Annotated in this window: 10 protein-coding genes; all 10 read left to right on the top strand. The window is 73.5% G+C overall.

From position 1 onward, the window contains the following. The first annotated feature begins 81 nt into the window (after positions 1–81). Entirely contained in the window at positions 82–804 is a 723-nt protein-coding gene (locus tag IEZ00_RS34215; protein WP_268248884.1) for an NADPH-dependent F420 reductase, read from the top strand. A 115-nt stretch (positions 805–919) separates the two neighbouring features. Continuing rightward, the gene (locus IEZ00_RS34220; RefSeq protein WP_189227500.1) at positions 920–2,506 is read left to right on the top strand and encodes an MFS transporter; all 1,587 of its coding nucleotides are present in this window, start codon (positions 920–922) and stop codon (positions 2,504–2,506) included. Between the two features lie 62 nt (positions 2,507–2,568). Next, positions 2,569–3,228, top strand: a complete 660-nt coding sequence (gene lexA / locus IEZ00_RS34225; protein WP_189227501.1) for a transcriptional repressor LexA — start codon at positions 2,569–2,571, stop codon at positions 3,226–3,228. 497 nt (positions 3,229–3,725) lie between these two features. Then, positions 3,726–4,541 carry an ABC transporter permease gene (locus IEZ00_RS34230; RefSeq protein WP_189227502.1) on the top strand — a complete coding sequence of 272 codons (816 nt, stop codon included), beginning with the start codon at positions 3,726–3,728 and terminating at the stop codon, positions 4,539–4,541. 23 nt (positions 4,542–4,564) lie between these two features. Next, positions 4,565–5,584 carry a taurine ABC transporter substrate-binding protein gene (locus tag IEZ00_RS34235; RefSeq protein WP_189227503.1) on the top strand — a complete coding sequence of 340 codons (1,020 nt, stop codon included), beginning with the start codon at positions 4,565–4,567 and terminating at the stop codon, positions 5,582–5,584. Continuing rightward, the gene (locus IEZ00_RS34240) at positions 5,577–6,344 is read left to right on the top strand and encodes an ABC transporter ATP-binding protein (protein ID WP_189227504.1); all 768 of its coding nucleotides are present in this window, start codon (positions 5,577–5,579) and stop codon (positions 6,342–6,344) included. The genes IEZ00_RS34235 and IEZ00_RS34240 overlap by 8 nt, the downstream gene beginning before the upstream one ends. Before the next feature lie 17 nt (positions 6,345–6,361). Beyond that, positions 6,362–7,201, top strand: coding sequence for a TauD/TfdA dioxygenase family protein (locus tag IEZ00_RS34245; protein WP_189227505.1), 840 nt, complete (start codon positions 6,362–6,364; stop codon positions 7,199–7,201). 420 nt (positions 7,202–7,621) lie between these two features. After that, positions 7,622–7,771: a hypothetical protein gene (locus IEZ00_RS34250; RefSeq protein WP_189227506.1), complete on the top strand. Its 150-nt coding sequence runs from the start codon at positions 7,622–7,624 to the stop codon at positions 7,769–7,771. Between the two features lie 11 nt (positions 7,772–7,782). Next, on the top strand, positions 7,783–8,145 hold the full coding sequence (locus IEZ00_RS34255) for an antibiotic biosynthesis monooxygenase family protein (protein WP_229796377.1): 363 nt from the start codon (positions 7,783–7,785) through the stop codon (positions 8,143–8,145). Continuing rightward, positions 8,142–8,702 (top strand): SchA/CurD-like domain-containing protein (locus tag IEZ00_RS34260; RefSeq protein ID WP_229796378.1); only part of this gene is annotated, 561 nt, incomplete at its 3' end. The genes IEZ00_RS34255 and IEZ00_RS34260, both read left to right, overlap by 4 nt.

Below are 8,702 nucleotides of genomic sequence, written 5' to 3' on the forward strand. Positions count from 1 at the left end.
ACCAGTTGGCACATGGAGGACTGGCTCGGCTGGCTGCGACAGGTGGGGACCACCGGTTTCACAATTTCCTGACCGGTGCCCGTGCACCGCGCAGAGCCCGAGTCCGGGCATTCCGCCGAAGAAGGAGAGAACGCACAGGTGAACACCATCGGATTCATCGGCAGCGGGCGCGTCGGCGGCACCGTGGCCCGCCTCGCCGCGGCGGCGGGCCACCGCGTGGTCGTCAGCAACTCGCGCGACCCGCGGACCCTGGCCGACCTGGTGGCCGAACTCGGCCCGAACGCCCGCGCGGCGACCCCCGCCGAGGCTGCCCGAGCGGGGGACCTGGTGGTGGTCTCCACGCCGCTGCGGGTCTACCGGGACCTCCCGGTGCGGCCGCTGGCGGGCAAGACCGTCATCGACACCTGCAACTACAACCCGCAGCGCGACGGCGCCATCGCCGAACTCGACACCGGCGCCACCACCAGCAGCGAACTCTTGCAACGGCACCTGCCCGCCGCGCACGTGGTCAAGGCGTTGAACAACATCTTCTTCCAGACCCTGCGCGCCCTGCCCCGCCCGGCGGGCGCGCCGGACCGCACCGCGCTGCCGATCGCGGGCGACCACGCGGACGCCAAGAGCGAGGTGGCCGCGTTCCTGGACGGCATCGGCTACGACACCCTGGACGCCGGACCGCTGGCCGAAGGCAGGAGGTGGCAGCCGGGCACCCCGGCCCACCTGGTCTACGCCGGGGAGAGCATCCAGGTCGCGGTGCCCGCCGACCTCGGGAAGGTCCGCGAGGCCCTCACCGCCGCGACCCGCTGAACCACGCCCGCCTCACCCGTCGGAGTGGCCCGGCCGCGGCGGGCGGGCGGTTTGGCCGCTCCCGGTCGAGGTATCTGCTGGTGGTGACCCGGCGACGCGACCGAGGGACCACCCCATGACCGCTGCCACCGCGTGGGCTCCGCTGCGCCGCGCCACCTTCCGCGCGCTGTGGCTGGCCCAGTTCGCCTCCAACATCGGCACCTGGGCGCAGACCGTCGGCGCGCAGTGGTTCATGGGCGACCTCGGCGGCAGCGAACTCCAGGTCGCGCTCGTCCAAGCGGCCACCACCCTGCCGGTGTTCCTGCTGGTCGTGCCCTCGGGCGCGATCGGCGACATCCTGGACCGGCGCCGCGTGCTGCTGTGCGGCCAGGCGCTGATGGTGCTGGGCGCGGCGGGGCTGGTGGTGCTGGCCGCGGGCGACGCGGCCGCGCCCGCCACGCTGCTGGCGTTCATCGCGCTGATGGGCGTGGGGCAGGCGCTGTCGATGCCCTCGTTCCAGGCGATCCAGCCGGAGCTGGTCCCGCGCGCGGAGATCCCGCAGGCGGCGCTGCTCAACGGGGTGAACATGAACGTCGGCCGGGCCATCGGGCCCGCGCTGGGCGGGGTGCTGATCGCGGCGGTCGGGCCGGAGGCGACGTTCGCCTTCAACGCGGTGTCCTTCCTCGGCGTGATGCTGGTGCTGTGGCGGTGGCGGCGGCCGTCCGACCACCGCCCGCTGGGCGCCGAGCACGTGCTCACCGCGGTGCGCACCGGGGCCCGGTACGTGCGCAGCTCGCCGCTGTTCTCACGGGTGCTGGTGCGGTGCGTGCTGTTCGTGGTGTTCGGCAGCGCGATGTGGGCGCTGCTGCCCACCATCGCCCGAGGCCCGCTCGGGCTCGGCGCGGGCGGGTACGGCCTGCTGCTGGGCTGCGTCGGGGCCGGGGCGATCGGCGGGGCGTTCGTGGTGCCCCGGCTGCTGCGCGGGATCGGCAAGAACCTCCTGGTCAGCATCGCGACCTGCGCGTACGCGGCGGCGACGGCGCTGGCCGGGCTCACCGGCTCGGTCGCCGTCGCCATCCCCGCGATGCTCGTCGCCGGTGCGGCCTGGATCGCCGTGCTGTCCACGCTCAACGCCACCGCGCAGGTGCTGCTGCCCGCCTGGACGCGCGCCCGCGCCCTGGCCTACTACCAGTTGATGTTCATGGGCGGCCAGGCGTTCGGCGCGGTGGTGTGGGGCGCGGCGGCCACCCTGCTGGGCGTGCGCACGGCGGTGGTGCTCCCAGCGGTGGGGATGGTGTTGGTGCTGCTCGTCGCGGCGCGCTGGCTGCCGCTGACCGACCGGGAGCTGGACACCTCGCCCGCCAGCCTGTGGGACGCGCCGCCGGAGATCCCCGACGCCGACACCGGACCGGTGCTGGTGACCGTGCGGTGGCGGGTCGCCCCGGAGCGGGTCGCGGAGTTCACCGAGGCGATGCGCAAGGTGGGCCGGTCCCGCAGGCGCACCGGCGCGACGCTGTGGGGCCTGTTCCGCGATTCCGAGGACCCCGAGGTGTTCCTGGAGACCTTCACCGTCGCGACGTGGAACGAGCACCTGCGCCAGCACCTGGAGCGCGGCACGGCGGTCGAGGTCGCCGTGGAGCGCGCCGCACGGGACCTGGCCGCCGAGCCGCCGCGGGTCCGCCACCTGCTCTGGGCCCAGTCCGACGTGGCCCGGCCGCCCTGACCGGAGCCCTTCGGGGCGCGAGGCGCGGCGCAGGCCGGTCGGCGGCATCTATCATCCCGCGAATGACCGCCTACGACGATCTCGACCCGTTCGACCACCTGGACGCCTCGGCCCTGCCGCCGCGCCAGCGGCAGATCCTGGTGGCGATCCGGGACTGGGTGGTCCGGCACGGGTACTCGCCGAGCACCCGGCAGATCGGCGACGCGGTCGGCCTGCGCTCGTCGTCCTCGGTGTCCAGGCACCTGGCGAGCCTGGAGGAGAAGGGCTTCCTGCGGCGCGGCGGCGCGGCCACCCGCCCGATGGACGTGCGGGCGTTCCTGGGGCAGGCCCCGGCGCGGGAGCAGGCCGACTCGGTGCCCGTGCCGGTCGTCGGCCACATCGCCGCGGGCGCCCCCATCGCGGCGGAGGAGCACGTCGACGACGTGCTGACGCTGCCCCGCGGGCTCACCGGGCGCGGCACGGTCTTCGGGTTGCGGGTGCGCGGCGACTCGATGGTCGACGCCGCGATCTGCGACGGGGACATCGTCGTGGTCAAGCAGCAGCACGAGGCGCACTCGGGGCAGATCGTCGCCGCGATGATCGACGACGAGGCCACGGTGAAGGTCTACCGCAGGCGCGGCGGGCACGTGCTGCTGGAGCCGCGCAACCCGGCCTACCCGGTCATCGACGGCGATCAGGCGGTGCTGCTGGGCGTTGTGGTGTCGGTGCTGCGCAGCGTCTGAACCTCCTCACCCCCCGCACGGGGTGCGCGGTCGAGCAGCAGGCGCAGCGCAGGTTCGAAGTCGGCGCTCGTCGGTGCCGGGCGACCGGGGAAACCAGGAAATCCGATAGCTCGGTGCACGGATCTGATTGTGGTCCGAGGGAATCCGCCCAACGGCGCGACCGGGCGGTGTGGCGCGCGGCCGCCAATCACGCCGCGCTTCCAGCGGTTCCGCCAAGTCGGTGAGGCGATAGGCCGTGCATCCCGGCGGGACCTGGGCTTTCGTCGCCGCCCGACACGTCAAGGCGGTCGGACCCGATTCCGCTATCACGTCGACCGCCGCCCGCACTATCCGTTCCCGCTTTCTGGGAGCGCGTCGGCGCGGCGATGCCACGACTCCTCCTGCCGCGCAAGAGCTTTCGGCAGCGGTGTCCACGAAGCGGGAAACCCGATCAAGCCGTGCGCACTTCTGTACATTCCCGCTCAGCCGGTTTTTCCCGCTGCGGCACGGAGTTCTCCATGGCACTCAAGGAATCGGGGAGCGCCGCGCTGTCCGCCACGCACTCGGTCCTGGTGCGCGTGGCGGCGGTGCTCGCGCTGATCGCGATCTGGCAACTGCTGGTCCTCGCGCGGTTGTGGCCGCCCGCCGTGCTACCCGGTCCAGGGCAGGTGTGGGACCAGCTGCTGGCCGCGTCCGACAGCGGCAACGGCCAAGGCGGGTACGCGGGGTCCACGGTGCTCGAGCGGCTCGGCGTGAGCCTGCGCCGGGTCGGCTACGGCACCGCCTACGGCGTGCTGGTCGGCGTCGGCCTGGGGCTGGTGATGGGCCTGGTGCCGGTGGTCCGCGCGGTGGTCGAGCCGTTCGTGACCTTCCTGCGCGCGCTGCCGCCGCTGGCCTACCTGAGCCTGCTGGTCATCTGGTTCGGCATCGACGAGGAGCCCAAGGTCTACCTGTTGCTGGTGGCGGCGTTCCCGCCGGTCGCGGTGGCCACCGCGACCGCCGTGACCGGGGTGAACCGCCAGTACCTGGAGGCCGCGCACGCGCTGGGGGCGAACCGGCTCGGCGTGATCACCACCGTGGTGCTGCCCGCCTCCGCCCCCGAGATCCTCACCGGCATCCGGCTGGCCGTGGGCATCGCCTACAGCTCGGTGGTGGCCGCCGAGACCGTCAACGGCGCGGACGGCATCGGGGGCATGGTCCTCAACGCCCAGCGCTACAACCAGACCGCGGTCGTCCTGCTCGGCCTCGTCGTCATCGGCGTGACCGGGCTGCTCATCGACACCGCCCTCCTCGCGCTGCAACGCGCCGTCTCGCCGTGGCGCGGGCGGGCGTGAGCGCCCACACCGGGAGCACAACCATGTCCCTCAGCCGCAGATCGCTCCTGTCCCTGCTCGCCGCCGCGCCGGTGCTGACCGCGTGCGGGGTCGGCGGCTCGTCCTCGTCCGGCTCCGGCGCGCGTCGGCAGGTCCGCGTGGCCTACCAGAACTTCGCCGACAGCACGCTGCTGGTGAAGGACCAGGGCGTGCTGGAGAAGGCGCTGCCCGACCACGAGGTCACCTGGACCTCCTTCGACTCCGGCGCGAGCATCAACACCGCCTTCCTCGGTGGCGCGGTCGACCTGGCGGTCATCGGCAGCAGCCCGGCCGCGACCGGGCTGTGCCCGCCGCTGAGCATCCCCTACCGGATCATCGAGCTGCTCAACGTGATCGGCGACAGCGAAGCGCTGGTGGTGCGCAGGGCAAGCGGTGTCACCGACATCAAGGGGTTGGCGGGTCGCAAGGTCGCCGCGCCGTTCAGCTCCACCGCGCACTACAGCCTGCTGGCCGCCTTCGAGCAGGCGGGCGTGGACCCGGCCTCGGTGACGCTGGTGGACCTGGAGCCGCAGAACATCCAGGCGGCCTGGCAGCGCGGGGACATCGACGGCGCGTACGTGTGGACGCCGGTGCTCGGTGAGCTCCAGCGGGACGGCGTGACGCTCACCGACAGCGCCAGGCTGGCCGCCGCGGGCAAACCGACGCTGACGTTCACCGTCGCCCGCGCGGACTTCGCCGAGCACAACGGCGAGGTGGTGGACAAGTGGCTGGCCGCCACCGACGACGCGATCAAGAAGATCAAGACGGACCCGCGGGTGGTCGCCGAGGCCGTGGCGCGGCAGATCGGCGCGGGCGTGGACGACGCGCTGTCCCAGCTCAGGCAGAACATCTACCTCGACCACGCCGAGCAGCTCAGCCCGGAGTACTTCGGCACCCCGGAGGCGCCGGGGAAGCTGGCCGAGCGGCTGCGCACCACGGCGGAATTCCTGCACGGGCAGAAGAAGGTCGAGTCGGTGCCCGACCTGGCGGCGTTCCGCGCGGCACTGCGAGCCCCCCGTGGGTGAGCCGCTGGTCGAGCTGACCGGCGTGGCGCACAGCTACCGCGCCAATCGCGTGGACGTGCCCGCACTCGGGCCGCTGGACCTGCGGGTCGAGCCCGGCGAGTTCCTGGTCGTGGTCGGCCCCTCCGGCTCGGGCAAGAGCACGCTGCTGAGACTGGTCAGCGGGTTCGAGCGACCCACGACCGGCGCGGTCGAGGTGCTGGGCGGGCCACCCGTGCCGGGCCGCGACGTCGGCACGGTCTTCCAGCAGCCCCGGCTGTTCCCGTGGCAGAGCGTGGCGGGCAACATCACCACCGCGCTGCGCTGGGCGGGCGTGCCGGGCGCGGACCGTCCACAGCGGACTCGCGGGCTGCTCGCCCAGGTCGGCTTGGTCGAACTGGGACGCCGCCGCACGTGGGAGATCTCCGGCGGGCAGCAGCAGCGGGTGGCGATCGCGCGGGCGCTGGCCGCCCGGCCCCGGCTGCTGCTGATGGACGAGCCGTTCGCCGCGCTGGACGCGCTGACCCGTGAACGGCTGCAGGAGGACGTCCGCTCGCTGACCGACGGCGAGCGGGCGGTGGTGTTCGTGACGCACAGCGTGGACGAGGCCGTGTTCCTGGCCAGCCGCGTCGTCGTGCTGTCCGACCGGCCCGGTCGGGTGGCGCTGGACCTGCCCGTTCCGCTACCGCGCTCCGGTGTGCCCGCCGACGAGCTGCGCGGCTCGGCCGAGTTCGCCGCGCTGCGCGGTGAGGTCGCGGGCGCCGTGCGCGCGGTCGCGGCCTGACTCCGCGAGGAGAGACCATGACGCACTTCGAACCCCTCACCCCGACCCTGGGCGCGCGGGTCACCGGCCTTGACCTCAACGACGTGACCTCCGCCGAGGTCGCCGCGCCGCTGCGGACCGCCCTGGTGGAGCACAAGGTGCTGGTGTTCCCCGGCCAGTCGCTGACCCCGGCGGCGCACCGCGGGTTCGCCGCCGCGCTGGGCGAGCCGACCCCCGCGCACCCCGTGGTGCCCGGCCTGGACGCCGAGCACCCGGAGATCTACGTGCTGGACGCGGGCGACGGCGGCAAAGCCCCCGTGTGGCACACCGACGTCACCTTCATGGCCCGGCCCCCGCTGGGCTCGGTGCTGCGCGCGGTGACCCTGCCGCCCACAGGGGGCGACACGTGCTGGACGGACCTGGAGGCGGCCTACCTGTCGCTGTCCGAGCCGGTGCGCGGGCTGGCGGACAAGCTGACCGCGCTGCACGACGGGCGCAAGGACTTCGAGGAGTACCTGCACGAGCGGCTGGGTGGTGAGGGCAACACCTGGGAAGGGCGGCGCGTGCGCTCGCTGGAGCCCGTCACGCATCCCGTGGTGCGGGTGCACCCCGAGTCGGGGCGGCGCAGCCTGTTCGTCAACCCCGGCTTCACCACGCGGCTGCTGGGTCTGACGGAGGTGGAGAGCCGGGCGCTGCTGGACGTCTTCTTCGCCGCCGTGGGCAGGCCGGAGTTCACCGTGCGGCACCGGTGGAGCGAGGGCGACGTGGTGGTGTGGGACAACCGGAGCACCGCGCACTACGCCGTGGACGATTACGGCGACCAGCGGCGGGTGATGCACCGGATCACCCTGAGGGGTGACGTTCCGGTCGGCGTGTGACCAGTGGGGCCGACCGCCGCGGTGCCGCGTCCGCCCGGCACCGCGGCGATGTAGGCTGACCGGTGCTCCAATCCGGTGGATGCGGCGCGGCGGGAACCGTCGCGATCATCACCGCCGCTTTCTTCCTCGCCATGGGCGTGTACGCGCTCGTCTCGCCGCGGGACCCCTGCTCGCCGCCGCTTGAGCCGGTGGCGCGGTCCTTCCCGGACTCCCTCCGGAACAGGGTGACTACCAAGGAAAGCTGACACTCCTCTGTGGAGTGATGGCTTGATCGCCTGCCGGAAAAAATGACGAAGAGTGATCCGTAGTACGCGCGTGCGGGTGGTCCGCGACTCGTCACGGTTGTCCAGCAGTCAAATCGGCGTGCCGTCGTAGAAGGTGGGAACCCGACGCGAGATTTTCTGGCAGAAGGGAACACCGATGACGAGCACCCCCCATGCCGCCACCGCGCTCCAGTCGTGTGGGACGGCCGAGGCGGACCGGGCCGGGAGCGCGCCCCCGCCGCGCGGCGCGGACGTGCCCCCACGGGGCGCCCGAGAGGCCCGCCGCACCGTCGTCGTGCCCGAGTAGCGGGCCGCGCGATGGCACCGACGACAGGGTGGGACGAGGACGGTGTGGACCACCTCAGGGTGGTCTTCCGGCTGCGCGTGACGCACGGTGCCGGTGAGCGCCTGCTGGAGGCCTACCAGCGCATCCGCCACGCCGTGGCCGAGGTGGACGGCTACCTGGGCGACCAGCTGTGCCAGTCCCTGCACGACCCGGACGAGTGGGTCATCACCAGCGAGTGGCGCAGCTTCGGCCACTTCGCCGCGTGGGAGGCGACGCCGGGGCACCGGGAGCTGGCCGCGCCGCTGCTGGCGTGCACGGAGGACCGGGAGTCGCGGCGCTACCTGGTCCGTGCGACGACGACCGCGCCGCGGCGGGAAGTGGGAGGCAGATTGTGAACCGCTACGCGTTGACCTTCGCCGTGCGGCCGGGAGCAGAGGGCGAGGTGGCCGCTCTGCTGGCGGGCTACGCCAGGCCCCGGCCGGGTGGACCGGGCGGACCGGGCGGCGGGCCCCCGATGCTGGCGCGGACCTCGGTGTTCATGGCCGGGACGACCGTGGTGCGGGTGGTCGACATCACCTGCTCGCCCGCCGAGGCGGTGCGCTACCTGGCCCAGCAGCCGCAGATCCGGGCCGTCGAGGACGCGTTGCGGCCGTTCCTGGTGGAGGACCGCGACCTGTCCGACGAGGACGGCAGGCGCCGGTTCCTGGCCACCGCGGTGATGCGGGTGGTCGGGCGCGGCGGCGCGGCCGAGCACGGCGCGCCCCGCCAGGCCGCCCTGTACCAGGCGCTGCCCGGCATGGGCGGCGAGGTCGCCCGCCTGCTGACCGCCGCCCCGGTCGCCCGGGGCGGGGTGACGGTGTTCCGCAAGCGGGACCTGGTGGTGCACATGGCGGAGGGCGCCGACGCCGCGCCGCCGGTGCCGCTGGCGGGTGTGGTGGCGTCGCTGGTGCTG

Source organism: Saccharothrix coeruleofusca (assembly GCF_014648515.1).
Lineage (GTDB): Bacteria > Actinomycetota > Actinomycetes > Mycobacteriales > Pseudonocardiaceae > Actinosynnema > Actinosynnema coeruleofuscum.